The 26,875-nt window shown below is 69.2% G+C and carries 25 protein-coding genes and 1 pseudogene; 9 read left to right on the top strand and 17 right to left on the bottom strand.

The genetic code is table 11. From position 1 onward, the window contains the following. Window positions 1-27: 27 nt before the first annotated feature. From FK531_RS17180 to FK531_RS17165, 4 genes are all read right to left on the bottom strand, one after another. Window positions 28-1,623: a GMC oxidoreductase gene (locus FK531_RS17180; RefSeq protein ID WP_142101499.1), complete on the bottom strand. Its 1,596-nt coding sequence runs from the start codon at window positions 1,621-1,623 to the stop codon at window positions 28-30. Window positions 1,624-1,818: 195 nt separating this feature from the next. Beyond that, on the bottom strand, window positions 1,819-2,370 hold the full coding sequence (locus tag FK531_RS17175; protein WP_142101497.1) for a TetR/AcrR family transcriptional regulator: 552 nt from the start codon (window positions 2,368-2,370) through the stop codon (window positions 1,819-1,821). Window positions 2,371-2,505: 135 nt separating this feature from the next. Beyond that, window positions 2,506-3,288: a hypothetical protein gene (locus FK531_RS17170; protein WP_142101495.1), complete on the bottom strand. Its 783-nt coding sequence runs from the start codon at window positions 3,286-3,288 to the stop codon at window positions 2,506-2,508. Window positions 3,289-3,419: 131 nt separating this feature from the next. Next, on the bottom strand, window positions 3,420-3,857 hold the full coding sequence (locus tag FK531_RS17165; protein ID WP_142101493.1) for a DUF5997 family protein: 438 nt from the start codon (window positions 3,855-3,857) through the stop codon (window positions 3,420-3,422). A 56-nt stretch (window positions 3,858-3,913) separates the two neighbouring features. On the opposite strand from FK531_RS17165, the gene FK531_RS17160 reads away from it, so the two are divergent. Beyond that, the gene (locus FK531_RS17160; RefSeq protein ID WP_142101491.1) at window positions 3,914-4,660 is read left to right on the top strand and encodes a LysR substrate-binding domain-containing protein; all 747 of its coding nucleotides are present in this window, start codon (window positions 3,914-3,916) and stop codon (window positions 4,658-4,660) included. Between the two features lies 1 nt (window position 4,661). On the opposite strand, the gene FK531_RS17155 is transcribed toward FK531_RS17160, so the two are convergent. Both FK531_RS17155 and FK531_RS17150 read right to left on the bottom strand, forming a co-directional pair. Continuing rightward, window positions 4,662-5,798, bottom strand: coding sequence for an alpha/beta hydrolase (locus FK531_RS17155; protein ID WP_246098229.1), 1,137 nt, complete (start codon window positions 5,796-5,798; stop codon window positions 4,662-4,664). Between the two features lie 86 nt (window positions 5,799-5,884). Further along, window positions 5,885-6,808 (bottom strand): hydrogen peroxide-inducible genes activator, encoded by a 924-nt coding sequence (locus tag FK531_RS17150; RefSeq protein WP_142101487.1) that lies wholly within the window; start codon window positions 6,806-6,808, stop codon window positions 5,885-5,887. A 207-nt stretch (window positions 6,809-7,015) separates the two neighbouring features. Between FK531_RS17150 and FK531_RS17145 the strand changes: the two genes are divergently transcribed. The 3 genes from FK531_RS17145 (at window position 7,016) to FK531_RS17135 (ending at window position 8,915) form a co-directional block, all read left to right on the top strand. Next, entirely contained in the window at window positions 7,016-7,603 is a 588-nt protein-coding gene (locus tag FK531_RS17145) for a peroxiredoxin (protein WP_142101485.1), read from the top strand. A 3-nt stretch (window positions 7,604-7,606) separates the two neighbouring features. Then, window positions 7,607-8,134 (top strand): alkylhydroperoxidase, AhpD family, encoded by a 528-nt coding sequence (gene ahpD, locus FK531_RS17140; RefSeq protein WP_142101483.1) that lies wholly within the window; start codon window positions 7,607-7,609, stop codon window positions 8,132-8,134. A gap of 106 nt (window positions 8,135-8,240) precedes the next feature. Next, a complete protein-coding gene (locus FK531_RS17135; RefSeq protein WP_142101481.1) occupies window positions 8,241-8,915 on the top strand; it encodes a PhzF family phenazine biosynthesis protein in 675 nt (224 codons plus the stop codon). 4 nt (window positions 8,916-8,919) lie between these two features. Here the strand turns inward: FK531_RS17135 and FK531_RS17130 are convergent, their stop codons facing one another. Further along, window positions 8,920-9,804, bottom strand: coding sequence for an alpha/beta fold hydrolase (locus FK531_RS17130; protein WP_142101479.1), 885 nt, complete (start codon window positions 9,802-9,804; stop codon window positions 8,920-8,922). Window positions 9,805-9,893: 89 nt separating this feature from the next. Here FK531_RS17130 and FK531_RS17125 point away from each other — a divergent pair, with 89 nt between their 5' ends. Next, the gene (locus FK531_RS17125) at window positions 9,894-10,424 is read left to right on the top strand and encodes a MarR family winged helix-turn-helix transcriptional regulator (RefSeq protein WP_142101477.1); all 531 of its coding nucleotides are present in this window, start codon (window positions 9,894-9,896) and stop codon (window positions 10,422-10,424) included. A gap of 83 nt (window positions 10,425-10,507) precedes the next feature. Here the strand turns inward: FK531_RS17125 and FK531_RS17120 are convergent, their stop codons facing one another. Further along, a complete protein-coding gene (locus FK531_RS17120; protein WP_142101475.1) occupies window positions 10,508-11,083 on the bottom strand; it encodes a transglycosylase family protein in 576 nt (191 codons plus the stop codon). Between the two features lie 364 nt (window positions 11,084-11,447). Continuing rightward, window positions 11,448-12,137, bottom strand: coding sequence for a hypothetical protein (locus FK531_RS17115; protein ID WP_142101473.1), 690 nt, complete (start codon window positions 12,135-12,137; stop codon window positions 11,448-11,450). Between the two features lie 17 nt (window positions 12,138-12,154). Here FK531_RS17115 and FK531_RS17110 point away from each other — a divergent pair, with 17 nt between their 5' ends. Next, the gene (locus FK531_RS17110; RefSeq protein ID WP_142101471.1) at window positions 12,155-12,406 is read left to right on the top strand and encodes a hypothetical protein; all 252 of its coding nucleotides are present in this window, start codon (window positions 12,155-12,157) and stop codon (window positions 12,404-12,406) included. A gap of 63 nt (window positions 12,407-12,469) precedes the next feature. Here the strand turns inward: FK531_RS17110 and FK531_RS17105 are convergent, their stop codons facing one another. After that, on the bottom strand, window positions 12,470-13,702 hold the full coding sequence (locus tag FK531_RS17105) for an aminotransferase family protein (RefSeq protein ID WP_142101469.1): 1,233 nt from the start codon (window positions 13,700-13,702) through the stop codon (window positions 12,470-12,472). Next, the gene (locus FK531_RS17100) at window positions 13,702-14,295 is read right to left on the bottom strand and encodes a Pr6Pr family membrane protein (protein WP_181763017.1); all 594 of its coding nucleotides are present in this window, start codon (window positions 14,293-14,295) and stop codon (window positions 13,702-13,704) included. The genes FK531_RS17105 and FK531_RS17100 overlap by 1 nt, the downstream gene beginning before the upstream one ends. A gap of 217 nt (window positions 14,296-14,512) precedes the next feature. Between FK531_RS17100 and hrpA the strand changes: the two genes are divergently transcribed. Next, window positions 14,513-18,439, top strand: a complete 3,927-nt coding sequence (gene hrpA / locus FK531_RS17095) for an ATP-dependent RNA helicase HrpA (protein ID WP_142101465.1) — start codon at window positions 14,513-14,515, stop codon at window positions 18,437-18,439. 42 nt (window positions 18,440-18,481) lie between these two features. On the opposite strand, the gene nrdR is transcribed toward hrpA, so the two are convergent. Together nrdR and FK531_RS22455 are read right to left on the bottom strand one after the other, a co-directional pair. Further along, complete coding sequence (gene nrdR, locus FK531_RS17090; RefSeq protein ID WP_142101463.1) at window positions 18,482-18,970, bottom strand: transcriptional regulator NrdR; 489 nt, start codon at window positions 18,968-18,970, stop codon at window positions 18,482-18,484. A gap of 108 nt (window positions 18,971-19,078) precedes the next feature. After that, the gene (locus FK531_RS22455; protein WP_181763002.1) at window positions 19,079-19,609 is read right to left on the bottom strand and encodes a LysM peptidoglycan-binding domain-containing protein; all 531 of its coding nucleotides are present in this window, start codon (window positions 19,607-19,609) and stop codon (window positions 19,079-19,081) included. A 346-nt stretch (window positions 19,610-19,955) separates the two neighbouring features. Between FK531_RS22455 and lexA the strand changes: the two genes are divergently transcribed. Continuing rightward, window positions 19,956-20,687 (top strand): transcriptional repressor LexA, encoded by a 732-nt coding sequence (gene lexA / locus FK531_RS17080; RefSeq protein ID WP_142101459.1) that lies wholly within the window; start codon window positions 19,956-19,958, stop codon window positions 20,685-20,687. Between the two features lie 87 nt (window positions 20,688-20,774). Here lexA and FK531_RS17075 read toward each other — a convergent pair whose 3' ends face one another. Further along, complete coding sequence (locus tag FK531_RS17075; protein ID WP_142101457.1) at window positions 20,775-21,920, bottom strand: acyl-CoA dehydrogenase family protein; 1,146 nt, start codon at window positions 21,918-21,920, stop codon at window positions 20,775-20,777. A gap of 151 nt (window positions 21,921-22,071) precedes the next feature. Next, the gene (locus tag FK531_RS17070) at window positions 22,072-23,358 is read right to left on the bottom strand and encodes a uracil-xanthine permease family protein (RefSeq protein ID WP_246098228.1); all 1,287 of its coding nucleotides are present in this window, start codon (window positions 23,356-23,358) and stop codon (window positions 22,072-22,074) included. 169 nt (window positions 23,359-23,527) lie between these two features. On the opposite strand from FK531_RS17070, the pseudogene FK531_RS17065 reads away from it, so the two are divergent. Continuing rightward, a pseudogene (locus tag FK531_RS17065) lies at window positions 23,528-24,131 on the top strand (pyridoxamine 5'-phosphate oxidase family protein); the annotation flags it as partial. A gap of 412 nt (window positions 24,132-24,543) precedes the next feature. Here the strand turns inward: FK531_RS17065 and FK531_RS17060 are convergent. Both FK531_RS17060 and FK531_RS17055 read right to left on the bottom strand, forming a co-directional pair. Continuing rightward, window positions 24,544-25,725 (bottom strand): lipase family protein, encoded by a 1,182-nt coding sequence (locus FK531_RS17060; RefSeq protein ID WP_142101454.1) that lies wholly within the window; start codon window positions 25,723-25,725, stop codon window positions 24,544-24,546. Window positions 25,726-25,803: 78 nt separating this feature from the next. Continuing rightward, window positions 25,804-26,823, bottom strand: coding sequence for a PHP domain-containing protein (locus tag FK531_RS17055; protein WP_142101452.1), 1,020 nt, complete (start codon window positions 26,821-26,823; stop codon window positions 25,804-25,806). Window positions 26,824-26,875: the final 52 nt, after the last annotated feature.

The raw sequence follows: 26,875 nt of genomic DNA, 5'->3' as shown, positions 1-26,875 counted from the left end.
ACAGTTGCCGAATTGGCCCGCGAACTGTCAGATGACCGTGCCGACGTCGCGGGCGACCAGGTTGTCCACTGCCCGTTCGGCGATGGCGGCGATGGTCATGGACGGGTTGCAGGCCCCGGCCGTGCCGGGCATCAGCGCACCGTCGAGGACGTAGAGTCCACGCTGACCGTGCACGCGCCCGTCGAGGTCGCAGACCGCACCCATGCTCGCGCCGCCCAGCGCGTGCCAGGTGGACGGGAAGAGGACGTTGGTGTCGGTGAGGAAGCTGGCCGGTCCGGCGATCTTGTGCGCGGTCGGTCCGATGCTGCCGTTCTGGATGACCGCATCGCCGTCCTTCGGCCAGTGCAGCTTCGCCTCGTCCGCGCCGGCGTCGTACGCGAACCGGCCGCGTCCCTCGCTGACCCCGAACCCGACCATCATCGTGCTGCGAGCATCGACCGACATCGACGGAATCGACGCCTGGATGACGGTGTGCGCACTGCGCGGGTCGTCCCAGTTCAGGCTGCCGTAGACGACCGGCCCGCCCTGGGTGGCGCCGAATTCCTCGACGGGGTTGGTCCACACGTAGATCCGATCGGCGTTGGTCCCCCAGCCGCCGCCGAGTGCGTCGGGCATGTCCGGGATCTGCCCGGTGGCCGCGGAGCGCACGAGGAGCTTGGTGGTGTTCAGGCTGCCCGCGGCCATGACCAGCGCGTCGGTGGTGAGAACCTTGTTCTCGAGAACCGTTCCGGCGGTGTCGATCCGATTGACGTGGACCCGCCACCGACCGCCCCCTGTGCGCTCGATTCCGGTAACCTCGTGCAACGTCTCGACGGTGACCTTCCCGGTCGCCTCGGCAGCCGCGATGTAGGTGACGTCGACGGAGTGCTTGCCGCCGTTGTTGACGCCGAGCGCGCCCGACCCGTCGGTGTACGAGGGCGTCATATCGCCGCGGAGTTCGGCGAGCGCGAAGTTCCAGTCGATCGGCATCGGGATCTTCGACAACGGCAGGCCTGCGCGGGTGACGTGCTCGGCGAACACCCGGGGCGCCCGGTAGCTGGGACTGGAGACGAGTGCGTCGGGAGCGGTCGCGAGCTGGAGCATCTTGGCCACGCGGGGGTAGTGCACCCGGTTCATCGTCTGCCAGTCGAGTTCGTTCGGGAAGAAGGTGTTGAACACGGCCTCGGACGGCTGCAGCGACATCCCTTGGTAGACCAGCGATCCGCCACCCACCCCGGCCGCACAGAGCGCAGTCATGTTCTCACCGACGACCGCTTCCACCAGGCCGGCGAACGGCTCGAGCGCCACCGGCTTCCCGAACAGCTGAGGGCTCGACCGGTACCAGAGCGCCCGCTTGTCCGGCGCGGTCGGATTCGGGAAGGTCCGCGCGTTCGGACCCGTCGGCCACCGAATTCCGCGCTCCAACACCAGAACCGGCACCCCGGCTTCGGCCAGCCGCAAGGCCGCGACGCCGCCACCGAATCCGGAACCGACGACGACAACCCGGCGGTCCTCGCTCGTGAGCGGGACCCGCCGCACCTGCGCGGCGATCCCGGTCGCGGCTCGGGCCGCGGGGGCGCCGGCCACCGCGAATCCCGCTGCGGCGGCGGCAGTGAAGAACGAACGACGGTTGATCCCGGACATCAGCTACCCCCAGTTGTGCACGACGAGTGACCCCTGGCGTACGCGCGTGAGCACGCTGGAACCGCGGGCAGTCGGGAGAGCGAAGAACGGCGACTGCCGTGCCCGGTTCACCAGGACGGCTAAAACTAGACACTTCTCGCAGAAAGTGTCAAGAAGTTTCTGGAAAGTCCGAGCCCAGGACGGGGACCACTGCCCTCACGGAAGCGGCGGCATCGCTGGTGCGAGCCACCGAGTGAGGAACGCGCGCAGGTCGTCGTCGCTCCGGAGCGCGTCGTCGTCGAACAAAACCGCCGACAGGCCAAGGTGCACAGAGATTTCCACGATGTCGTCGAAGCGCGGCCGGACCTCCGGGTACAGCTCGACGAGCGGCGCGAGCAGGGTGCGCGCGACCGCCTTCGCTCGGCCGACCGCCCCCGAGTCGAACAGCGGGTTGCTGCTCTCGGACCGCAGCAACGTGATCAGCACGGGATCGGTGCGAACGCTGCTCCGGCACGCCACGATCAGTTCGACCACGTACTCGCACGGATTACGCGCGGCTGCGAGCCCGGCCTGGAGTCCTCTCGCCACCTCGGTCATGTGACCCGCCATCGCTTGCGAGACCAACTCCTCGCGCGAGCCGAAGATGCTGTACACGGTCTGCCGAGTAACGCCGGCCGCGTGCGCCGCCGACGCGATGGAGACCGCCTCGAATCCGCCGCTCCCGATCAACCCCAGGGTGGCGTCCAGGATCTTCCCGTGTGACCGCATTGCGCCATTATCCCCGCCCGTCCCGCCCGGGACAGCCTCACACGTCGCGAGGAGATCCCCGGGGACAACCGGCTCCCCTGGGTCGTGAATCTCACCCTCGGGGACCGCTCGGGCGGCGCGCCGGCGTGTGTCACATCAGTTGGGGCCGTAGCTGTCCTGCTTCGGTCCGTAGTCGCCCTTGGGCCCGTAGTCGCCCTTCGGTCCGTAGCTGTCCTGCTTGGGTCCGTAGTCGCTGCGTTTGGGACCGATCTCGGTGGTGGGAGCCGGGGCGGGCGGCACGGCCGGCGCCTGCTGGACCACCGAAGGCGGCGACACCGGGACCGTCGTGGTGGGTTCGGGCTGCGGCACCCACTGCTGGGTGGACGCCGCCGGTTCGGATGCCTGCGTCGCGACCGGTGCGGCCGCGGGCGTGGTGGTCGGCACCAAGCCCGGCAGCGCGCCCGCGATCACCAGGTCGGCGGTGAGGTCGGATCCGGACCGGGTGCCGGAGGCCACCGCCGGGTCCCCCACCCGCAGATCGGTCAGCGCAGCTCCGCGCTGGGTGATCAGCCGGGTCGTCGCGGTGGTCCGCACCGTCACCCTCGTGCGGTCGGCGGTGACCAGGACGAACGAGCCGCCCGAGATCGAGTCGACCGTGCCGGTCGTCGCCAGGAACTGACCGGGCGCCGGCACCGGCGCGACCGAGGTGGGCGCGGGCGTCGTCGCCGCCACGGCCGGGGTCGACGCCTGTGATCCGGACGATCCGTACATGTATCCGCCGAACGCGCCGACGATCAGTGCCGCGACGGACACTCCAGCGGCCACCACAGGCCCGCGCCACGGCGACCGCGGACCCGGACTCGGATCCGGTCCCTGGCCCTCGTCGGGGTTCACCCCGGGTTCCACGCGAGGGATCACGACGGTCGGTTCGGAGCTCATGTCAGCCGGGTACGACACGCGTGGGGCCTCCTGATCGCTGGTCCGCTCGGACTCGCTGATCGAGTCCCACGACACCTAACCTCATCGACGGCACGTCTCGTGGCGTTACCCCGATCACGGCCGCGGGGGGGTCAGTCCTCGTTCGGGTGGTGGATCGGCTTCGCGAACCGCTCGCGCCGGTTCGACTGCTCACGCTTGGCCGCCTGCTGCTCCTTGATCCGCTTCTCGTCCTTGCGGACCTCCACCAGCGACGCGCGCTCGGCCCGCAGCCAGTCCGGCTGGTCGGCGAGCAGCGCGTCGATCTGCGCGGTGGTCAGCGCGTCGGTCACGCCGCCGCGGGCGAGGCCCGCGATGGAGACGCCGAGCTTGTCCGCGACCACCGGGCGCGGGTGCGGGCCGTCGGCGCGCAACGCCACCAACCACTGCGGCGGGTTGTCGCGCAGCTCGGCGAGTTCGTCGCGGGAGACTTCACCGGCCTGAAACTCGGCGGGGGTGGCCTCGAGGTACACGCCCAGCTTCTTGGCCGCCGTCGCGGGCTTCATCGTCTGGGGTGTCTTCTGCGAACTCATGGGGGTCAGCCTATCGAGCAGGGGCAACGCGCCCGCGCCCCGGTAGGCTCACCGAAATGACCGAGCCCACCGCACCGATCCCGTTCCGGCTCGCGTACGTCCCCGGCGTGACCCCGTCGAAGTGGGTGCGGATCTGGAAGGAACGGCTACCGGAGGTCCCGCTCGAACTCACCACGACCACGGCGGCCGACGCCGCGGGAGTACTGCGCGGCGGCGCCGCCGATGCCGGGCTGGTGCGACTGCCGATCGACCGGACCGGACTGAATGTGATCGCGCTGTACTCCGAGACGCCGGTGGTCGTGGTGCCGAAGGACCACCTGGTCACCGCGGCGGACGCGGTGACGCGCGCCGACCTGGCTGCCGAAGTGGTGCTGCATCCCCTCGACGACGCGCTGGATTGGGACGCGTTGCCCGGCGTCCCCGCGGCGCAACGGCCCGCCACCACCGCCGACGCGATCGAACTCGTCGCCGCCGGCATCGGCGTCCTGGTGGTCCCCCAGTCCCTGGCCCGGCTGCACCACCGCAAGGACCTGACCTATCGGACGGTGACGGACGCCCCGGAGTCGCCGGTCGCACTGGCCTGGCCCGAGGACGCGACCACCGAACTGGTCGAGGAGTTCGTCGGGATCGTGCGCGGACGCACCGCGAACAGCTCCCGGGGCCGCGGCGCGGACGAGCCCGCACCCAAGCTGACCGCGGCACAGAAGACGGCGGCCAAGCAGGCGCGCGCCGGGCGGACCGCTACCCCCGAACGCCGAACCACCAAGGGCGGCAAGCGGTCCGGGGGCCGCGGCAGGCGTTGACCTACAGCCCCAGCGCCTTCCGCAGCGTGGGCCACGCCTTCGGCAGCTGCTCGGTCCAGTACCCCCAGGCATGGATGCCCTGAGACTCGTAGCGCACGGTCACGGGGATCTTCAGCGCGTCGAGGCGAGACTCGAGCTTCTCGGTGCACATCTTGGACCCGACCTCGAGCGCGACGCCGACGGCAAGGGTCTTCGGGTCGGTGTTCGACTCGTACTTGCCGGGGATCCCGTTGCCGACCGACAGGTAGATCTGCTTGTCGCGCAGCTTCTCCGCATTCTTGACCGAGTCGTGCTCGGACCACTGCGGGCCGTTGGGCGAGGACCACATGTTCGTCGGGTCGCCGCCCTGCGAGGTCACTGACGTCTGAATGGTGAGCCGGCCGAGGGTGTCGTCGGTGGTGAAGCAACCGCTGAACGCCGCGACGCCGCGGTAGAGGTCGGGGTGGCGATGGGTGAGCATCATCGCCGCCTGCCCGCCCATCGACAGTCCGGCGACCGCGCGAACCCGGTTGGTGCCGAGCTTCGCGTCGATCAGCGGCGGCAACTCCTCGGCGATGAAGGTCTCCCACTTGTTCCAGCCGAGTTTCGGGTCGGCCTGGTCCCAGTCCGTGTACACGCTCCCGCGGCCGCCGTTGATCATCACCACGTTGGTGTCCTTGTCGGCGAAGAACTCGGGCGCACCGTGAGTCATCCAGCCGCTCTTGTTGTTTCGGGCGCTGACGCCGTCCAGCATGTAGAGCACCGGCCGCGCGGTGGAGCGGTCCGCGGGCAGCAGCACGTCGAGGGTGACCTCGCGCCGCAGTGCGGGAGAGGCGACGGTCAGCCGCTGGGTCTGCGCGGTCGGCGAGGACTCGGCGACGATCGCCGCGGTGGTGATGTCGTCGCGGACGGGCGGCGGCGGGCCGGGATCCTCCTGCAGGGCCGGCGGAATCGACGAGCCGGCGCCGACACTCCCGCTCGCGAGGCTCCCCGCGTCCAGACTGCCGGTGTCCGAACTGCCCGAACTGCCCAGGTCGGGGGCAGCCTGCGCGACACCGCCCGTGAACGCAACCACCGTGGCGGTCGCGACCGCCACGCCGAACCGGCGCGACCCGCGACGACGGCGGCCGATCGCGGACACGAGACTCTTCGAACTCAACGCACACCCCATCTTGCAGGACGACTCAGATCGGTGAGCGACGCTATCAACGGCCCGTCCTTCTCGAGCGGTTTGCGAGGTTTGCTCTACCCGAGAGGAAGGACCGGCGCCACCGACCGCACCAACTCGGCGAGCTGGCCGAACTTCTCCGCCCGACCGCTCGACGCCCGGAAGACCAGCCCGATCGTGCGCCCCGGCGCGGGCGCGGCGAAGCGTGCCGTCGCGAGGTCGCCCCGGGCGGTCTCCACCGCGACCGCCGACGCCGGCACCAGAGTCACGCCCAGACCGCCCGCCACGCACTGCACCACGGTGGTGAGCGAGGTGGCCCTGGTGTCACCGGAGACGGGGTGCGCGTCCACCGACCGGCACAGGTCGAGGGTCTGGTCCCGCAGGCAGTGACCCTCGTCGAGCAGCAGCAGCGGCAACTCGTCGAGCACGTCGAGAGCCAGGTCGTCGCGACCGGCCAGCGCGTGCCCGGTCGGCACCACGACCACGAACTCCTCGGTGTACAACGGAATTTCGACCATCCCGGGCGCCTCGGAGGGCAGTGCGAGGACCGCGACGTCGAGCGCCCCGCCGCGCAGCGCCTCCAGCAGTCGGGCGGTCTGGTCCTCGACCACCTGCGGCGTCACCGCGGGAAGTTCGGAACGCAGCGCGGGCAGTAGCGCGGGCAGCACGTAGGGAGCGACCGTGGGGATCAGTCCGATGCGTAGCGCTCCGGCGAGCGCGTCACCGACGCCGGCCGCGGTCGCGACGAATCCGTCGGCCGCGTCGAGGATCACCTTCGCCTGGGCGAGCAACGCCGACCCGGCCGGGGTGACGAGCACTCGCCGGGTGCTGCGCTCGATCAACTGCACCCCGAGACCGTTCTCGAGGGCCGCCAACGCCTGCGAGAGTGTGGGTTGGCTCACACTCAAACGTGCTGCGGCCGTGCCGAAGTGGCGATACTCGGCCACCGCGACGAAGGCACGCAGCTGCGAGAGTGTCGGCTGATAACTCTGATCGGACATGCTTATCAGTGTAGTGGCATCTATCGCCTTTACCTTTTGAAAGGTTTCGGGCACTATGGACTCATACCAAAGAACGCCGGTCGCGGACCTGCTCAGTCCAGACCCGCACGACCCGTTCGGCGGTGTTACGACACATCCAGCGACCACCCACCGGGTGCCGCTGCGCGCGAAGAAGTTCGAAGTCACCAACTAGGAGGACGACAACACATGGCTCTGCTGACCATCGGCGACCAGTTCCCGGCATACAACCTCAAGGCCGTCATCGGCGGCGACCTCACCAAGGTCGACGCACAGCAGCCCGACGACTACTTCACCACGGTCACCAGCGACGACTACGCCGGCAAGTGGCGCATCGTCTTCTTCTGGCCGAAGGACTTCACCTTCGTCTGCCCCACCGAGATCGCCGCCTTCGGCAAGCTCAACGACGAGTTCGCGGACCGCGACGCGCAGGTGCTCGGCGCCTCCGTCGACAACGAGTTCGTGCACTTCCAGTGGCGTGCACAGCACGAGGACCTCAAGACCCTCCCGTTCCCGATGCTCTCGGACCTCAAGCGTGAGCTGGCCGAGGCCACCGGCGTCCTCAACGCCGACGGTGTCGCGGACCGCGCCACCTTCATCATCGACCCGAACAACGAGATCCAGTTCGTGTCCGTCACCGCGGGCTCCGTGGGCCGCAACGTCGACGAGGTCCTGCGTGTCCTCGACGCGCTGCAGTCCGACGAGCTGTGCGCCTGCAACTGGAAGAAGGGCGACCCGACGATCAACGCCGGCGAGCTCCTCAAGGAAAGCGTCTAAGCGATGTCCGTCGAGAACCTGAAGAACTCCCTTCCGGAGTACGCCAAGGACCTCAAGCTCAACCTGGGCTCGCTAGCTCGCTCGACCGAGCTGAACGAGCAGCAGCTGTGGGGCACCTTCCTCGCCTGCGCCGCCGCCACCAAGTCGGCGACCGTGCTGCGCGAGATCGCGGAGGAGGCCGCGGACGTGCTGTCCGCGGAGGCCTACAACGCCGCCCTCGGCGCCGCCTCGATCATGGGCATGAACAACGTCGCGTACCGCGCCAAGAGCTTCCTCGGCGACGAGTTCGCTCAGGTGCGGATGGGCCTGCGGATGAACATCATCGGCAGCCCCGGCGTCGAGAAGGCCGACTTCGAGCTCTGGTCGCTGGCCGTGTCCACCATCAACGGTTGCCACGACTGCACCGCCGCGCACGACGCCGTCGTGCGCAAGGAGGGCCTCACCAAGGAGCAGGTCTGGGAGTCCGTCAAGGTCGCCGCGACGCTCCAGGGCGTCGCCCAGGCGATCGTCGCGAACGAGACGCTCGCCTAGCGAGGCGGCTGCGCCGCCCGTGCGCGCCGTGTACCCCAACCGGGGTGCACGGCGCGCACAGTCGTTTCGGGGGTCCGATCGTTGTGTACAGCGGTATCGTTCATCCATGAGCATCGAGGTAGACGTCGTCCGGGTGTTCACCGATCCCGATGGGCGACACGGCAATCCACTCGCCATCGTCGACGCCGCGTCGGTGGCGCCGCCCGGACGCCAGCAGCTCGCGGCCGACCTCGGATACAGCGAAACCGTCTTCGTCGACCTGCCCGAGCCCGGCGAGACCGTGGCCACCGCGCAGATCTTCACCCCCACCACCGAACTCCCGTTCGCCGGCCATCCGACCGTCGGGCTGTCATGGTGGCTGCGTCGACGCGGACTGCCTGTCGACACCCTCGAGGTGCCCGCCGGCCCGGTCACCACCCGCGTCGAGAACGCGATCACCTGGGTCCGCGCGAAAGCCGACTGGGCACCCGACTTCACCCTGCACGCGGCCCCCGACTCGACGGCCGTGCAGGGCGCCCGCGCCGCCGCCTTCGACAGCGGCCACCACTACCTGTGGGCGTGGGCGGGCGAGGGCGCGATCCGATCCCGCATGTTCGCCCCCGGCCTCGGCGTCCCTGAAGACGAGGCGACCGGCGCCGCCGCGGTACGGATCACCGATCACCTGCGCCGGAACCTGCACATCACCCAGGGACGCGGCTCGCACCTGCTCACCCACTACTCCCCCGACGGCTGGATCGAGGTCGGCGGCCGGGTCTACCCCCAGGAGACCCGGCAGGTGTAGCGGTTCAGCGCGGACCGTCGATCGCAGCGAGAATCGCCTCGCTCACCGCGGTCGCGGGACTCATCGGCATCGTGTGGTGCGTGGCGCCCTCGATCACGCAGGTCCGCAGCCGCGGAGCCGACGCCCCGATCGCCGCGGCCACCGACTTGCTGTCGTGCACCCGGCTCTCCGCGGCGAGGATCACTGTCGTATCGACTGTCAATGCGGAGACGGCCTCCCGCGACGGACGCTTGGGGACCACCGTCTTCGACTTCGGGAACGAGGCCGTCCCGCAGGCGATCAGATCCAACCAGCTCTCGTCGACCTCCCGCCGGTCGGTCTCCCACCGGATGAAGTGACGTTCGCGCTTCTCGGTCGGCCGCACCAGTAGCGGAACTGCGCGGGCCAGATATCCCGGTCGCATGCCAGCGAAGCAGGAATTGGGGTCGAGCAACGCCATCTTCCGAACCCTGTCTGGGCGGCCGAGGGCGTACGCGAGCGCGATCATCGCCCCGTACGAATGACCGACCACGGCGAACGAGTCGAGCCCCGTCCCCTGCGCCACCGTGTCGATCCAGCCGAGCAGGTCGTCGACACCCCGAATCCTCCGACCACTCGCGGCGCTGCGGCCGGCGTCGCCCATCAGGTCTACCGCGAGAACCCGGTACCGCTCCGCAAGTGCGGCGGCGTTCGCGAACCACACCGTGGAGGTCGCGCCCGCACCCGGGAGGAGCAGGACCGGTGGAGCGTCCACCGGACCGCACGCGTTGACACGGGTCGTTCCGTACTCCGAGTCGAGATCGAGCCCGACCGTGCCGATCGGCCACTTCTCGAGCACACGGTCGTACTTGCGAAAGAAGTCGACCCCGGAGGGTGTGGTCGTGAAGTCAAGCACCGACGGGTGGGCCATCCGGATCCTCGATTCTATTATCTCGATTGGTCGAGATAATAGTTCTATCGAGACAGTAGAGTGTGCGTCAAGAGGAACGGGAGACCACCGTGGGAACCGAGAACCGGACGGCGGACGAATCCGTCGAGGCAGTGCATCGCCTTCGCACACTGACGGTCGAGCTGCATCTATTGGGGGCGGAATTCGCCCGCGCCCACGGACTGCACCCCACCGATATCCGTGCCCTGATCTGCCTGTTGGACACCGAACGCAGTCGCCGACCCGCAACCCCGGGTCTGCTGGGGCGGGAACTGCACCTCAACTCTGCGTCCGTCACGGCACTGATCGACCGCCTCGAGAAGGCGGGACACGTGCGACGCGAGCGCGACCCCCAGGACCGCCGGCGGGTGCACATAGAGGTCACCCCCGCGGCGATCACACTCGGGCAGTCGTTCTTCGGTCCGGTGATCGCACACGCGACGGCCGCCCTCGACAGGTACAGCCCACGAGAGATGGCGACAATCCTCGGATTCCTGACGGACATGCAGCACGCCGTCGACAACGCACGAGGGGCCCCGGCGGCGAACAACTCGCCATCGGGGCCCCTCGGCACCGCCTCCCCTGAGGGAGACGGCGTCTGAACTGATCAGACTCGATCAGAGCGCAAGCGTCTGGGCTGATCAGACTCGATCAGAGCGCAAGCGTCTGGGCTGATCAGACTCGGTCAGAGCGCAAGCGTCTGACCGGGGAAGATCAGGTCGATGTTCTGCACCTGGGTGGCCAGCTTCGACAGGTCGACGCCGTGGTCGGCGGCGATCTTCGAGAGGGTGTCGCCGAGCTGGACGACATAGGTGGAGGCACCGAGGGTCTGGACCGGCGCGGACTCGGCGATCTGCGAGGCAGCCTGCTGGACCGGGTTGGCGGCCGGGGCCTCGTAGGTGACCGGCTCGGACACGTCCGAGGCGCCCGACGTCAGGTACTGGCCGCAGACCGGCCACGCACCGACGCCCTGGCCCGCGAGCACGTTCTCCGCGACACGGATCTGCTCCGCCTTGCTGGCATTGCTGGCGCTGCCCGAGCCGCCGTAGGCGTTCCAGGTGCTCTGGGTGAACTGCAGGCCACCGTAGAAGCCGTTGCCGGTGTTGGTGGACCAGTTGCCACTGCTCTCGCAGTTCGCGACGCCGTCCCAGTTGTGGCCGGCGGCAGAGGCGGTACCGGTGCTCATCGCGAAGGGAACGGCGACGAGCGCGCCGGTGGCGACAACGGCGCCGACGGCGCGCTTGATGGTGAAGCTGTTCATTCGGGTAGATCCTCTCCTTGCCGCTGGCGGACGGGGCTCGGGCGCCTACAGGGCGCAGGGCGAGCGTGGCTCCGTCGCACTCCTGTCCCGGGGAGTTGGTGGCGTCCGGCCCGCGGGACAGGATCGAGCGGTAGCGGGTCGGCGGTAGCTCGGTTGTCTCGAGCTGTGAATGACCGTAGGTGATTGTCACGAGTTGGTCACGGGGCGGCGATTCGCCGAGACAATTCGTTACCAATGCCGTAGCGGGGGAGTCCCCCCAGCGCACCACGGCGATTCGAGACGAACCAGACTTCGCGGTTCGCGTCGGAAATGTGACGACGGACACCGTACAAAAGTGGCGCCGGTCACTGGATGGGCCGGGAGATCAGTCCCTCGGGGCGCGCCCTGCCACCAGATCCGCCTCGCTGAGCACCACTTCGACCTCGCCGCCCAACCGGACGCCGTCGGCGAGCGGAAGGCGGTCCCCGCTCCAGAACCGACCCGGGTCGTACCAGTTCGTCTTCCTCCGCTCGGTCAGCAGGCCCATCGACTCGTAGGTCTGCGCGACCACCTCGGCGCAGTACGCGCTCTCCAGGCCCGCCGCCTTCTCGTCGTCGCGGCGTCTATGCAGCGACGGCAGCCTGCCCCCGAACCAGCGCGAGGCGAGCTTCGCGGTGGACGGGAACGGAGTCCCGTCCAGTCGGGCGATGGTGCGCATCAGCTCGTCCTCCTGCGCCCTCGTGACCGGGCGGTCGAGTTGACGGATCCAGCCTCGCTGGCCGTACCGCGCGCCCCACACCTGCACCGCGGCCCGGAGGTCGTGCAGTTGGACCCCGCGTTGGAAGCGGCCGGTCCACATGTCCTGCAGTGAGTGGCCGAGCTCGGCGTGCCACATCAGCGGCGGCAGGTCGTCGAGGACCACGGACATGCCCACGTGGTTGACGGGACTGTTGGTCAGCGTCTGGATGGCACGATCGGCGCCGGACTGCCCACGGAAGATCCAGATGTCCCCGGTCCGGGTGGCGTCCACGGCCACGTCCAGGCTCACCTGCGATTCGTGCATCCGCCGACTCATGGCCCTAGCCTAAAGCCATGCGCCTCAACGCCAGAGCCCTGTGGAAGCTCGTCGGACTCGCCGGCGTCGTCGGTGTCGCCGCCACCGGGGCGTTCGCGGTCCAGTCAGAACGCAAGCGTCGGGCGTACACGCCGGACGAGGTGCGGTCCCGGTTGCACGCCCGCTTCGCGCAGGCCACCACGGCCGCCGACCGGCCTAGGGTGGATCTCACACCGGTGAAACCCACCCTCGCCCAACGTCTCTCGCAATTGATTCGCCGCGGGCGCTGACCCGAACTGTGCGCGCCGTTCACCCCGATCGGGGTGAACGGCGCGCACAGGCGGCGGAGCCGCCTAACCCAGCGCGGCGCGAATGCCCGACGCCATCTCGGCGACCTGGTCGTCGGTCATCACGAACGACGGTGAGATCTGCATCGCACCGACGCCCGCGGCGCGCCCCGAGATGCCGTGCTCGCGCAGCGTCTTCACGAACGGCAACGCCTCGGCCGGGTCGGCCAGTTGCACCGCCGCCACCGCACCGAGTCCGCTGCGCACCTCCTGCACTCGCGGATGCTCGGCCAGCGGCGAAAGGTGCTCGTGCAGCGAACGTTCCAGCCGTGCGGACTCGGCGAGCAGGTTCTCGCGCTCGATGATGTCCAGGTTCGCCATCGCCGCGGCGGCCGCGCCGGCGTGACCACCGTAGGTGTACCCGTGCCGCCACCACACGCCGCCGGCGAAGAACGGCTCGGCGACCCGCGGCGCGATGAACACCGCACCCATCGGGACGTAACCCGACGTCAGCCCCTTGGCCGTGGTCACCATGTCGGGCTGCAGGTCGAACCGGGTCGACGCGAACCAGGCGCCGCCGATCCGGCCGAACCCCGTGACCACCTCGTCGACGACGAACAGGATGTCGTGGTCGCGGCAGATCTCTCGGACCTCGGCGAGGTAGCCCTCCGGCGGCAGGTAGACGCCGCCGGCACCGATGATCGGCTCGCAGAAGAACGCCGCGATCGAGTCGGCGCCCTCACGCTCGATCAGCTCGAGCAGGCTCTTCGCGTTGTCCCACTCCACCGTTCGCGCGTCCGGCATCAGTTCGCCGTAGTTCTCGCGGTTGACCGGGATGCCTGCGAGCGCGGTGCCGGCGACGTGCATGCCGTGGTAGGCCTTCTGGCGACCGACGACGATCTTCTTGCCGGGCCTGCCCATCTCGTGCCAGTAGCGCCGGGCGAGCTTCGCCGCGGTGTCCACCGAGTCCGAGCCGCCGGAGGTGAAGAAGATCTTGCTCCCGGGCACCGGGGCGATCGCGGCCAGCCGCTCGGCGAGGGCAATGGTCGTCTCGGGCGCGAAGTCACCGAAGTTCGAGAAGTGCGCGACCGTCGACAGCTGCTTCGCCACCGCGTCCGCGATCTCGGTGCGGCCGTGCCCGACGTTGGTGAACCACAGGCCGGCGGTCGCGTCGAGGTACCGGGTGCCCCGGTCGTCCCAGATGTAGGCGCCGTCACCGCGGCTGACCACGAACGCGCCGTCACGCTGGACCGCGCCCATGTCGGCGAACCCGTGCCAGAGTGAACCGCTCGAACTCATTACTCGACCTCCCTGTCGACTCCCCCGACGGACGCCGAGGGAGTGTCCTCACCGTATCGCCAGCGCCGACCCAGCCGCCCGGCGACGTTGACGGCGAGGCTGATGAGGACGAATCCGATGAGCAGCACGACCAGTCCGATGGACATCTGCAGGTAGCCCTGGTCGGTGGGGTTGATGAACGGGTAGGGATACCAGTCCACGATCGGACCGCGGATGAGCGTGTACACGCCGTAGACGAAGGGAAACCACAGCCAGGTGAGGGACTGCGCGTCGCTGATCCGCATCCGCGGCGGGTTGAGCACCCAGTCCAGGAACAGCACCAGCGGCAGCAGCCGGTGCACGACCTCGTTCGTCCACTGGCCCTGCATGCCGACGTCGATGTTCGCCAACAGCACCGCGTACACGATGCCGGTGATGACCATGTAGACGGTCACTGCACCCCGGAACAGTTGCCACCGTGTGCCCTGGGGGTCGGTGACGGCACCCACCACGAGCACGATCGCGGCCAGCACGTTGCTCAGGACGGTGAAGTAGCTGAAGTAGTTGAAGTAACTGAAACCGGGACTGTCCCCGCTGTGCACTGGAATCCACATCAAGGCGACGACGCCCAGCACCGCCAGTGCCAGGCGCAGGACACGGACGAGTGGATGCGTGTGGGGATGGGCCGGCTTCTCGGCGAGGTCGCTCACCGGCAGATCGTCGCACGCGCAGGGCACCGGCGCGGGTTCGACGCGCGTGCACCGGCGCGGGATTCGACGCGCGTGCGCCGGGCCGGTCCGCCGCGGTGGGCTTCGATAGGCTGTCTGCAGCATGTCCACCACACCGCCCGCCGCGCAGCCAGGCCTCGACCGGCGCGAGATCAGCCGACTCCTGCCCGACCTCACCCTCCGCGACGAGCATCGGTTGCGCCGCAAGCTCGACCGCGCTCGCAGCCCCGAGGCGTTGGCCGCGCTCGGCCGGGACGTCACGCAGGCGCAGGCGCGCGTCGCCACCCGCCGCGCACACGTCCCGAAGACCAGCTACCCCGAGGCGTTGCCGGTCAGCGCCCGCCGCGACGACATCGCCGCCGCCATCGAATCGCACCAGGTGGTGATCGTCGCCGGCGAGACCGGTTCCGGCAAGACCACGCAGATCCCGAAGATCTGTCTCGACCTCGGTCGCGGCATCCGCGGCCTGATCGGACACACCCAGCCCCGGCGGCTCGCGGCCCGGACCGTCGCGGAGCGGATCGCCGAGGAACTCGACACCCCACTCGGCGAGAGCGTCGGCTACACCGTCCGCTTCACCGACCAGGTCTCCGACGGCACCCTGGTCAAGCTGATGACCGACGGCATCCTGCTCGCCGAGATCCAACGCGACCGGCTGCTGCGCCGCTACGACACCCTGATCATCGACGAGGCGCACGAGCGCAGCCTCAACATCGACTTCATCCTCGGCTACCTCAAGCAGCTGCTCCCCCGCCGGCCCGACCTCAAGGTGATCATCACCTCGGCGACCATCGACCCCGAACGGTTCGCCGAGCACTTCGCCGTCGACGGGGTGCCCGCACCGATCGTCGAGGTGTCGGGCCGTACCTTCCCGGTGGAGATGCGTTACCGGCCGCTGACCGTGCACGTCGGTGAGCAGACCTTCGACCGCGACCCCGTCGATGCCGTCGGCGAGGCGGTCGAGGAACTGCTCGCGGCGGGCGACGGCGACGTGCTGGTGTTCCTGTCCGGCGAACGTGAGATCCGCGACACCGCGGAAGCGTTGCGCGAGCGCAAGATTCGTGGTCTCGACGTCCTGCCGCTCTACGCGCGACTGTCCGCAGCCGAGCAGCACCGGGTGTTCGAGAGACACACCGGACGCCGAGTTGTGCTGTCCACCAACGTCGCCGAGACCTCGCTGACGGTGCCCGGCATCCGGTACGTCGTCGACCCCGGCACCGCCCGCATCTCCCGCTACTCGGTGCGGACGAAGGTGCAGCGCCTGCCGATCGAGGAGATCTCGCAGGCCTCGGCCCGCCAGCGCGCCGGCCGCTGTGGTCGTGTCGCGGACGGTATCTGCATCCGGCTGTACTCGGAGGAGGACTTCGAGTCCCGTCCGGAGTTCACCGAACCGGAGATCCTGCGCACCAACCTGGCCTCGGTGGTCCTGCAGATGACCGCGCTCGGCCTCGGCGACATCGCCGCGTTCCCGTTCGTCCAGCCACCCGACCCCCGCGCCGTGCGTGACGGCGTCGCGCTGCTCGAGGAACTCGGCGCGATCAAGCCGGCCGGCAAGGACGGCGTCGCCGAACTGACGCCGGTCGGACGGGAACTCGCACAGCTACCCGTGGACCCGCGGATGGCCCGCATGCTCGCCCACGCCCACGCCACCGGCTGCCTGCGCGAGACGCTCGTCATCGTCTCCGCCCTCTCGATCCAGGACGTCCGCGAGCGTCCCGTCGAGCACCAGCAGGCCGCCGACGAGAAACACGCCCGGTTCAACGTCGCGGGCTCGGACTTCCTCGCCTATCTCAAGCTCTGGGACTACCTGCGCGAACAACGACGAGAACTGTCGTCGAACCAGTTCCGGAAGATGTGCAAGGCCGAGTTCCTGCACTGGCTGCGGATCCGGGAATGGCAGGACCTGCACGGCCAGCTCTCGCAGATCACCCGCGGACTCGGCTGGAGCGTGGCCGACGCCACCTCGAACGAGGGGGCTGGCGCCTCGCCGGACTCGGTGCACCAAGCGCTGTTGTCGGGCCTGCTCTCGCACATCGGCCTGCGTGAGGGAGACAAGCGCGACTTCCTCGGCGCGCGCGGCGCCCGCTTCGCGGTGTTCCCCGGCTCGTCCCTGTTCAAGAAGCCACCGCGCTGGGTGATGGCCGCCGAACTGGTCGAGACCACCCGGCTCTGGGGGCGGATGGCAGCCGGCATCGAGCCGGAATGGGCCGAGAAGCTTGCCCCGCACCTGGTCAAGCGGACGTACTCGGAGCCGCACTGGTCCACCAAGCGGGCCTGCGCGATGGCCTACGAGCGGGTGACCCTCTACGGCATCCCGCTCGTCGCCAAGCGCGCGGTCACCTACAGTTCCATCGACCCCGAGGCCTCCCGCGAGCTGTTCATCCGGCACGCCCTGGTGCAGGGCGAGTGGCAGACCCAGCACCAGTTCTTCCACCGCAACCGCGCACTGCTCGACGACGTCGAGGAGATGGAGACCAGGGCGCGCAGGCGCGACATCCTGGTCGACGACGAGGCCCTGTTCGAGTTCTACGACCAGCGCGTCGGCGCAGAAGCGGTGTCCGCGAGGCACTTCGACACCTGGTGGAAGAAGGCACGACGGGCCGATCCGGAACTGCTCACCTTCACCGCGGCACAGGTCGTGAACCCGGACGCGGCCGGCGTGCTGGGCGGGGACTACCCGAACACCTGGCGCCAGGGCGACATCTCGTTCCCGCTGACCTACCAGTTCGAACCGGGCACCGAGGACGACGGTGTGACCGCACGGATTCCGGTCGCGGTCCTGGCCCAGCTCCGGTCGGTCGGGTTCGACTGGCTGGTCCCCGGCATGCGTGAGGAACTCGTCACCGCGCTGATCAAGTCACTCCCGAAGCCGCTGCGGCGCACCGTGGTCCCGGCGCCCGACTTCGCGAAGGCGGCCCTGTCGGCGGTCAAGCCGCGCACCGAACCGCTCACCGTGGCGATGGCGCGCGAGCTCACCCGGATGGCAGGCACCCCCATCGCACCCACCGACTTCGACGTCACCGCTCTGCCCGAGCACCTGCGGATGACCTTCGTCGCCGTCGATCCCGGCGGAAAGGTCCTCGGCCGCAGCAAGAGTGTCGACGACCTGCGCGCCCAGCAGTCGTCCCGCGTCGCGGCCGCCGTGTCGAAGGCCGCCGCGACCACCGAACGTCCCGCCGCGACCGTGTGGACCTCCGAGACCCTCGGCTCGCTGCCGGAGACGGTCTCCCGCGACCTCGGTGGCCAGAAGGTCGTCGGCTACCCGGCCCTGGTCGCGGAGGCGGACGGCGTCGCCGTGCGGGTGCTGAGCACACCGGCGCAGCAGCGCCGCGCGATGCGGGAGGGCACCCGGGCGCTGCTGCTGCGCGCGATCCCGACCCCCACGAAGTCCGCGGTCGGTGGGCTCGGAACCCGGGACCGGTTGGCACTGAGCCAGAATCCGCACGGCAGCGTCGAAGCCCTCGTCGAGGACTGCCGGGCGTGCGCGGTGGACGAGCTGATGGATGCCGCCGGCGGACCGTCCCGCACACCCGAGGGCTACGAGAAGCTGCAGGCCGCGGTGCGCGGCGACCTCCCCCGCCAGGTCGCGGTGCTGGTGCGGCTGGTGGTCCCGGTGCTGGCGCGCGCCCAGCAACTGGGGGTCCTGCTCGACCAGACCCGCGGCGAGGCCACCGACGACGTCCGTGAGCAGCTGGACTCGTTGGTGTACCCGGGTTTCGTGGCGGACACCGGCACCACGCGTCTGCGCGAATTGCCGCGCTATCTCGACGCCGCCGTCAAGCGACTCGAGGCGCTACCCGGCTCGGCGACCCGTGACCGGCAGTCCCTGGCCGTGCTCGACACCGTCTACGACGACTACGGCCGACTGCTCACCCGCCTCGACGAGCGGCGGCATCACGACGCCGACGTGGACGCCGTGCGGTGGATGATCGAGGAGCTGCGGGTCGGGTTGTTCGCCCAGTCGCTCGGCACTCCGTATCCCGTGTCGGACAAGCGGGTCCGCAAGGCGATCGCGGCGATCACCCGGTAGCTTCAGGCTGGTCCGGGCTCACGTGCGACCCGCGGCGGCGCGTCACTCGGGACTGTCGCCCCGGGCCTCCGCGGCGGCGACGTCCTCGCGGTGCACGCGCAGGTCCTTGATCTCACGCTCGAAATCCTCGGCCGAGCTGAACGAGCGGTACACCGACGCAAAGCGGAGGTACGCGACCTCGTCGAGATCGCGGAGCGGACCCAGGATCGCCAGGCCCACTTCGTTGCTCGGGATCTCCGCGGACCCGCCGGCCCGGACTGTTTCTTCGACCTTCTGCGCGAGCTTGTAGAGCGAGTCGTCGTCCACCGCCCGACCCTGGCAGGCCCGCCGTACGCCACGGACGACCTTCTCGCGACTGAACGGCTCGGTGACGCCGCTGCGCTTGACGACGGACAGCACGGCGGTCTCGACGGTGGTGAATCGACGGCCGCATTCCGGGCAGGATCGCCGACGGCGAATCGCCTGGCCCTCGTCCGCCTCCCTGGAGTCGACGACGCGCGAATCTGGATGCCGGCAGAACGGGCAATGCATGGCGAGTCCTTCGTCTGAACCGAGGTGCCCGACTTGTCCACTGGATGTGGTGGGGCCAACAGGGTTCGAGGATACCGCCGCGCCCGGCGTCATCGCGCGTGTCCCCGCTCAGCCTGCAGGCACAACGAGTGACTGGCCCGGATGCAGGCCGGACCCACCGAGCGCATTCAGGGCGACGATCCGCTCGACTACCTGGTTCACGGGGAAGTCCGGAGCGACCCGGGTCGCGATCTCGCTCAGCGACTCCCCACTGCGCACCTGCACGACCTCCGTGCGGCCGGGCACCGCGCCGGGGTTCGACCGCAACTGCGCGATGCCGAGCAACCCGACCACGACCAGCACCGAGAGCAGCACCCCCACCACCGTCGATCCGAAACCGACTCCGCGCCGGTCCACGGCATGCGGGGCGCGCGAGACCGGGACCCGCACCCGGCCGTACTCGAGCGGCCTGCCACCGGGCCGGCGATCGGCGACCGTCCGGCGGAGCGGACGCACGTCCCCCGCGCGGCGTGCCGGTACGTGCCCACGCTCAGCCTCGCCGTGACCACCCGGGTAACCGTGACCACCGGAGTACCCGTGTCCACCCGAGTACCCGCGACCACCCGAGTACGTGTAACCACTGTCCATCGCAACGCTCATCAGAACCTCCTCGATGTTCCTGGGAGTCGACGCTCCGGAGAGCTTTCTCGATCCCAGGTCCTTGCCAAGTCCGGGTGTTCGATCAGGCGTTCGAAAGAACGCATGTTCGATTTCTACCACGCCGGTCCGACAAAGTCTCGTGTTGCGACAACTCGCGTCGAACAGATGTTTGATACGCACGGGTTTTCGAGCTAGATTCGTGGCAGAAGCCACACCAGTCACACCAGCAGCACCAGAACAACCCCGGCAGCAACCACACAGCGCACTTGACGACAACGCGGCACTTGAAAAGACAACGCGGCATTCGACGAGACGCAGCGTTCCGAAAACCTCAGGAGGCTCTCCCATGAAGGACGACAGCTCCAGCGACGACTCGGCAGCCCCCCGCGGGACCGCCGACCTCACGGCGGGGCTCACGGATCGACAGCGCCGGGTACTGGAGGTGATCCGCGCGTCGGTCAGCGAGCGCGGCTACCCGCCGAGCATCCGCGAGATCGGCGACGCAGTCGGTCTGACGTCCACCTCGTCGGTGGCGCACCAGTTGCGCACGCTCGAGAAGAAGGGCTTCCTGCGTCGCGATGCGAATCGTCCACGCGCGGTGGACGTCCGCGGTCTCGACGACGGGGTGGGTGCAGCAGATACCGAGGCCGGCTTCGAACAGGCCGCGGCCGCAGGCGCCGAGTCCACCGACACGCAACTTCCCAAGCCGACCTTCGTGCCGGTGCTCGGGCGGATCGCGGCGGGCGGACCGATCCTTGCAGAGGAGGCCGTCGAGGACGTCTTCCCACTCCCCCGCGAACTCGTCGGCGAGGGATCACTGTTCCTGCTCAAGGTCGTCGGGGAGTCGATGATCGAAGCGGCCATCTGCGACGGCGACTGGGTGGTCGTCCGCCAGCAGAGCGTCGCCGACAACGGGGACATCGTGGCCGCCATGATCGACGGCGAAGCGACCGTCAAGACCTTCAAGCGCACCAGGAACCAGGTCTGGCTGATGCCGCACAACCCGCTGTTCGAGCCGATCCCCGGCAACGACGCAGCGATCCTCGGCAAGGTCGTCACCGTCATCCGCAAGATCTGACACCACCAGCCAGGCCCCTCGATCCGGGCAGTCGACACGAGAAGGCCCGCGACGAAATCCGTCGCGGGCCTTCTCGGTATCGAGGGGTCAGCCCAGGTTCAGGCCCCGGCCGATGATCTCCTTCATGATCTCCGTGGTGCCGCCGTAGATCGTCTGGACGCGAGAATCCATGTACGCCTTGGCGATCGGGTACTCGCGCATGTAGCCGTAGCCACCGTGCAGCTGCAGGCACCGGTCGATCAGCTTGACCTGCTGCTCCGTGGTCCACCACTTGGCCATCGCGGCCTCCTGGACGGTGAGCTTGCCGTCGTTGAGCTGCTCGATGAACTTGTCCACCATGATCCGTACCGCGGTGGTCTCGGTCGCCAGCTCGGCGAGCACGAAGCGGGTGTTCTGGAAGCTGCCGATCGACTTGCCGAACGCCTTGCGGTCGCGGCAGTACTGGATCGTCATGTCCAGGCAGGACTCCATCGCGGCGGCCGCGACGACGGCGATCGACAAGCGCTCCTGCGGCAGGTTCTGCATCAGGTAGATGAAGCCCATGCCCTCCTCGCCGAGGAGGTTCTTGCCGGGTACGCGGACGTCGGTGAAGCTGAGCTCCGCCGTGTCCTGCGCCTTGAGGCCGATCTTGTCGAGGTTGCGTCCACGTTCGAAGCCCTCCATGCCCCGCTCGACGACGAGCAGCGAGAAGCCCTGCGCACCCTTCTCGGGGTCGGTGCAGGCCACCACGACCACCAGGTCGGCGTTGATGCCGTTGGTGATGAAGGTCTTGGCGCCGTTGAGAATCCAGTCGTCGCCGTCCTTGACCGCGCGGGTCTTGATGTTCTGCAGGTCGGAGCCGGTACCGGGCTCTGTCATCGCGATGGCGGTGATGATCTCGCCGGAGCAGAAGCCGGGCAGCCAGCGCTGCTTCTGCTCGTCGTTCGAGAGCTTCATCAGGTACGGCGCGACCACGTCGTTGTGCAGCATGAACCCGACGCCACTGAAGCCGCCGCGGGTGGTCTCCTCGGTGACGATGGCGTTGTAGCGGAAGTCCTCGACTCCGCCTCCGCCGTACTCCTCCGGCACGGCCATGCCGAGGAAGCCCTGCTCACCGGCCTTCTTCCAGACCTCGCGGTCGACGATGTTCGCCTCTTCCCACTTGTCGTGGTTGGGTGCGACCTCCTGCTCGAGGAACTTGCGGTAGGACTCACGGAAGAGAAGGTGTTCGGGCTCGAAAATCGTGCGTTCCATCAATGCTCCTGTGTGATCTACGTAGGCCGGGACGGTCGAAGCTCGGCGCGTACCTGGATTCCACGCTAGGCCGCTGTCACGGGGCGGTCGATGACCCGAACGAGCGAAAAGTGTGACCGGGGGCGCACAGCGGCGCCCCTGCCGACACAGGTCACCTGCGCAGCCGGGCAAGTGCCCGCATCAACGGGTAACCGACGAGGACGCCGACCGATCCCCAGGCAATCCCGCCCAGTTCGACGGAGCCGATCGAGAGCGTCAGGTTGCCGATGCCCGCCACGATCGCGGCGGCGACGACCGTCAGGTTCACCGGATCGGTGAAGTCGACCTTCGCCTCGGACCAGATCCGCACGCCGAGAATGCCGATCAGGCCGTAGAGCACGAGGGTCGCGCCGCCGATGACGCCGTCCGGCACGGTGAACACCAGCGCCCCGAACTTCGGCGAGAACGCCAGCACGATCGCCGTCGCGGCCGCCACCCAGTACGCGGCGGTCGAGTAGACGCGAGTCGCCGCCATCACGCCGATGTTCTCCGCGTAGGTGGTGGTGCCCGACCCGCCGCCCGCACCGGCGAGCGTGGTCGCGAGTCCGTCCGCGAACAGGGCGTCGCCGGCGACGTCGTCGAGCGAACGCCCGGTCATCGCGGCGACGGCCTTGACGTGGCCGACGTTCTCGGCGATCAGCACGATCACGACCGGCAGCGCGAGCGCGATCACCGACCACTGGAACTCCGGACCGCGCAGGTGCGGGACACCGACCCACGCGGCCTCGCGCAGCGCGTCGACGCGCTCGGTGGCCAATCCCCCGGTGACGGCCGCGAACACCCAGCCGACGACCACGCCGACCAGGATGCCGAGGCGGCCGAACAGTCCGGGACCCGCGGCCGTCACCACCAGGATCGCGGCCAGGGTCACCGCGGCGACCAGCGGCTGCGCCTCGAACGAACCCACCGCCGCGGGAGCCAGATTCAGCCCGATCAGCATGACCACCGCGCCGGTGACCACCGGCGGCATCACCGCGTCGAGCACCCGGGCCCCGGCCAGCTTGACCGCGACGCCGACGAGCATGAGGACCACGCCCACCGAGAGCACCGCCCCGAGTTGCGCGGCCGGACCGTCCGCCGCGGACGCGGTGAGCGGGGCGATGAACGCGAACGACGATCCGAGGTAGCTGGGCACCCGGCCGCGGGTGATCAGGAGGAACAGCACCGTTCCAATGCCCGAGAACAGCAGGGTGGTGGTGACCGGGAAGCCGGTGATGGTGGGGACCAGCAGGGTGGCACCGAACATGGCGATCACGTGCTGCATGCCGATCCCGACCGTGCGGGGCCAGCTCAGCCGTTCCTCCGGGGCCACCACCGCCCCGTCGGCAATGGTCTTGCCGTTGCCGTGCAGTACCCACCCGAACCCGGCGGGCCGGGTTGTCGTCTCTCGCTTCGTCACGGAGGCACATGGTAGGCCGCGACGAGGCATTCGTCCCACCGCCCGTCCCGGCATGGTCGGTCGGTCGGCGGCGGCGGGGGGATCGGCTGCGGTCGATCGCTCGCCCGGCTAGCGTTACCGGCGAGCATCGTCCGCCGTCGGCGGGCGTGTCCAACTTATGAGGAGTCCCATGCCAATTCGTGACACCGTGGGGAGTGTCGGCGAACATGAGCTGCAGAACGAGTACGGAACCGGTGAGCGCGCGGCACGGTTCTACTCAGATCAGGTTCTCGCCCACCTGAATCCGACGATGATCGAGTTCGCGGGCCGACAGGAGATGGCATTCATCGCGACCGCCGACTCCCGCGGCGAGTGCGACTCGACGTTCCGGGCCGGCGGCCCCGGCTTCATGCACGTCATCGATCCGCACACGCTCGCGTATCCCGAGTACCGCGGCAACGGCGTGATGGCCAGCCTCGGCAACATCCGGGAGAACCCGCACGTCGGGATCCTGATGATCGACTTCGTCCACGACCTGATCGGCTTGCACGTCAACGGCACTGCCCGGATCGTCGAGGACCTCGACCTGCGCGCCCAAGTGCCCGACCTGCCGGAGGACCACGCGACCGGCCGCACCCCCGAGCGCTGGGTGGTGGTGGACGTCGAGGAGGCCTACATCCACTGCCGCAAGCACATTCCGCAGATGGCGCCGGTGGCGCGCAACCGCGACTGGGGTACCGACGACGTCCGCCGCAAGGGTGGCGACTACTTCGACGCCAAGGCGACCCCGCCCGAGCTGCCGAGGACAGGGCAGGCCGGCGATGCACCGGCCGTGCCCGAGATCCCCGCAGCGACGGCTCCCGGGGACACGCAGCCCGCTACTCCCCCGGCCAAGCGAAGCCGGGCGAAGAAGTCGGCAGCAACGACCGTCAAGGCCAGTCGCGGCACCACCGCTGCACGCGCGACGACCACCAGGCCCGCGGAACCGAAGGCGGTGCAGCCGAAGAAGTCCGCGGTCGCGGACCCGCCGGCTCGGACCAGGGCCAGGAAGGCCGCACAGCCGGTCGCGCCGGAACCCGTGCTGGCCGAGCCGTGACGCTCGTCTGTCCAGCATCCAGCTGACCAAGCCGTTCGTCCGCCGGCCCGGTGTTGATCACCCGAACACCGAGCCGGCGGACCGGGTTTCGCCCCCTTCGGCCGGTACTGTCAGCTGCCGAACGACGGTGCTGGCGTCTTGCCGTCGAAGAGGGCCCGCACGAACGGCACCGTGTCGGCCAGGGACGCGGCCATGGTGCCGCTGTGGTCGGTCGGATAGGTCTTGAACGTGACCGGCTCCCCGTTGCGCGCGAGGGTGCTACCGAGCAGCAGCGTCGACGGCATGATGATGTCGGTGTCCTTGAGGCCCTGACCGATGAAGAACGGCTTGTCGTACCCGGTTTCGGGGATCCCCATGTACTCGGTGAGCAGGCCGTGCACGTTCGGGATCGACGACAGCGGCTTGGCGAACAGCGAGCCCAGTACCAGTCCGCGCACCGACTCCTCGAACGGACCGATGCACTCGGACTCGGCCTTCGCCATCCAGTCCTTGCCCTCGGCGTTCAGCAGCGACGGGATGTTCACCTCGGGGTGTGCGGCGTTGAGGCCGGCGAGAATGTAGAGCCCGTACGCGGTCAGCCCGGCGGGCAGCCCGATCGGCGGCACCCCAGGGCCGGCGAGCGCGACGATGTTCTCGATGTAGGCGGGAACGCCGGTGCCGACGGCGCCACGGTAATCGAGGGCGGGACCACCGAATTCGGTCGCGTAGCGGGCCGTCGTGATTGCCGCTCCGCCGCCCTGCGACTGGCCGATAGTGACCCACGTGTTCGACAGGGTCGGCTCGGCGCTCCGGCCGGCCTTGACCATGTCGACGACGCTGTGGGCCTCCGCCTTGCCGTCCAGGTACGGCATCGTGCCCTCGGTGCCGAGTCCGGCGTAGTCGCTGGCGACGATTGCGTAACCCTGGGCCAGCCAGGTTCCCAGGTACTCGAAGTCGCGGTCCCGGGCGGCCGGTCCCGCCACCGAGGGCGCGCAGTCGTCGGCGAGGCCGACGGTGCCGTGCGCCCACGAGATCACGGGCCAGCCACCCGCGGGCGCCCGACCGGCAGGTACGAACACAGTGCCGGTGCTCTGCGCCGGCCGACCGTTCGCGCCGACGGTCCAGTAGGTGAGCTTCTCGGCGTGTGCGGTGCCGGGGTACCAGAGCTCCTGTGGCAGCGGGGCCGTGGCGGTCACGGTGCCGGGCGCGGTGGAGTTCGGGGCGGCGACCGCGGGCGCCGAACCGAGGGCTCCGCCGCCGATGGCGAGAGCGAGACCGAGAATTCCGGCGCGAAGTCGAGTGGAGGGGCTCACGACGGCTCCTTCTGCGAGACAGGTCCGTTCGCGGGATGCGGACGGCACCGCGACATTATGGGTTGCTTGACCATCTGGTCAAGCTTCTCTTCCCGCCGTCCAGGACAGGAGTTCGTCGACCGGCCAGGTGTTGACGATCCGCTCGGCCGGGACGTCACAGGACTGTGCCCGCTCGCAGCCGTAACCCTGGAAGTCGAGCTGTCCGGGGGCGTGTGCGTCGGTGTCGATCGAGAACAGACAACCGCGCTCGAGCGCGAGGCGGATCAGCCGCGACGGCGGATCGCGGCGTTCGGGACGACTGTTGATCTCGACCGCGGTGCCGAACTGCTTACACGCCTCGAACACGACCTCCGCGTTGAACGCCGACTCGCGGCGGGTGCCGCGACCACCCTCGACCAGCCGGCCGGTGCAGTGCCCGAGCACGTCGACGAGCGGATTCGCGACCGCGCGCACCATCCGCCGGGTCATTGCGTCGGACTCCATCGCGAGCTTGGAATGCACACTGGCGACGACGATGTCGAGCTCGGCGAGCAGCTCCGGCTCCTGGTCCAGGGTGCCGTCGTCGAGGATGTCCACCTCGATGCCGGTGAGGATGCGGAACGGCGCGAGCTCGGAGTTCAGCTCCGCGACCACGTCGAGCTGGCGACGCAGGCGCTGCGCGGACAATCCGTTCGCGACCGTCAGACGCGGCGAATGGTCGGTGAGTGCGCAGTATTCGTGCCCGATCAACGCGGCCCGCCGCATCATCTCCTCGATCGGGCTACCGCCGTCGGACCAGTCCGAATGGGTGTGCAGGTCCCCGCGCAGCGCCGCCAACAGCTCGCGGCCACCCTCTCCGATCCGCTGGGCCTTCGACTTGACCTCGGTCAGGTAGTCGGGCACCCGGCCCGCCCACGCCTGCGCGATGACGGCCGCGGTCTTGGGCCCGACACCGCTGAGCGCGGTCCAGGTGTCGGTCCGGCCGAGCCGGTCGCGCTGCTCCGGCGACAGGGCCTCGACGACCTCGGCGGCGCGCCGGTACGCCTTGACCCGGTGTGTCTCGGCGCGTGCGCGTTCGAGCCAGAAGGCGATCTCGCGCAACGCCGCGACCGGGTCCATGACCTCCATCCTGAGCCATCGACCGGACCCTGGCCACCGGTTCGGCGCCGCC

Source organism: Rhodococcus spelaei (assembly GCF_006704125.1).
GTDB classification, from domain to species: Bacteria; Actinomycetota; Actinomycetes; order Mycobacteriales; family Mycobacteriaceae; genus Rhodococcus_G; species Rhodococcus_G spelaei.
The sequence above is the reverse complement of the archived record's forward strand: the minus strand, read 5'-3'. Positions and strand labels throughout refer to the sequence as shown.